General features: G+C 62.7%; 1 protein-coding gene. It reads right to left on the minus strand.

Features of this window, described 5'->3' with window-relative positions:
• Positions 1-389: cbb3-type cytochrome c oxidase subunit I (locus tag QIW53_RS27305; RefSeq protein ID WP_371052684.1), on the minus strand; the 389-nt coding region annotated here is incomplete at both ends.

Below are 389 nucleotides of genomic sequence, written 5' to 3' on the forward strand. Positions count from 1 at the left end.
AGGGCGTTGACGGTCTTGATCGCCATCATCGGCCCTTCGAAGGTCGACATGCCGTAGAACGCCAGGGACAGCACCAGAAAGCGCAGGATCGGGTCGCTGCGCAACTTATGCCAGGCGCCCGAGAGGGTCATCATGCCGTTGATCATCCCGCCCCAGCTCGGTGCCAGGAGGATCAGCGACATCGCCATGCCCAGCGACTGCGCCCAGTCGGGCAGGGCGGTGTAGTGCAGGTGGTGCGGACCGGCCCAGATGTACAGGGTGATCAGCGCCCAGAAGTGCACGATGGACAGGCGATAGGAGTACACCGGCCGTCCGACTTGCTTGGGCACGAAGTAATACATCATGCCGAGAAAGCCGGTGGTGAGGAAAAAGCCCACGGCGTTGTGGCC

The sequence above is a fragment of the Pseudomonas fluorescens genome (assembly GCF_041354075.1).
Classification (GTDB): domain Bacteria; phylum Pseudomonadota; class Gammaproteobacteria; order Pseudomonadales; family Pseudomonadaceae; genus Aquipseudomonas; species Aquipseudomonas fluorescens_CE.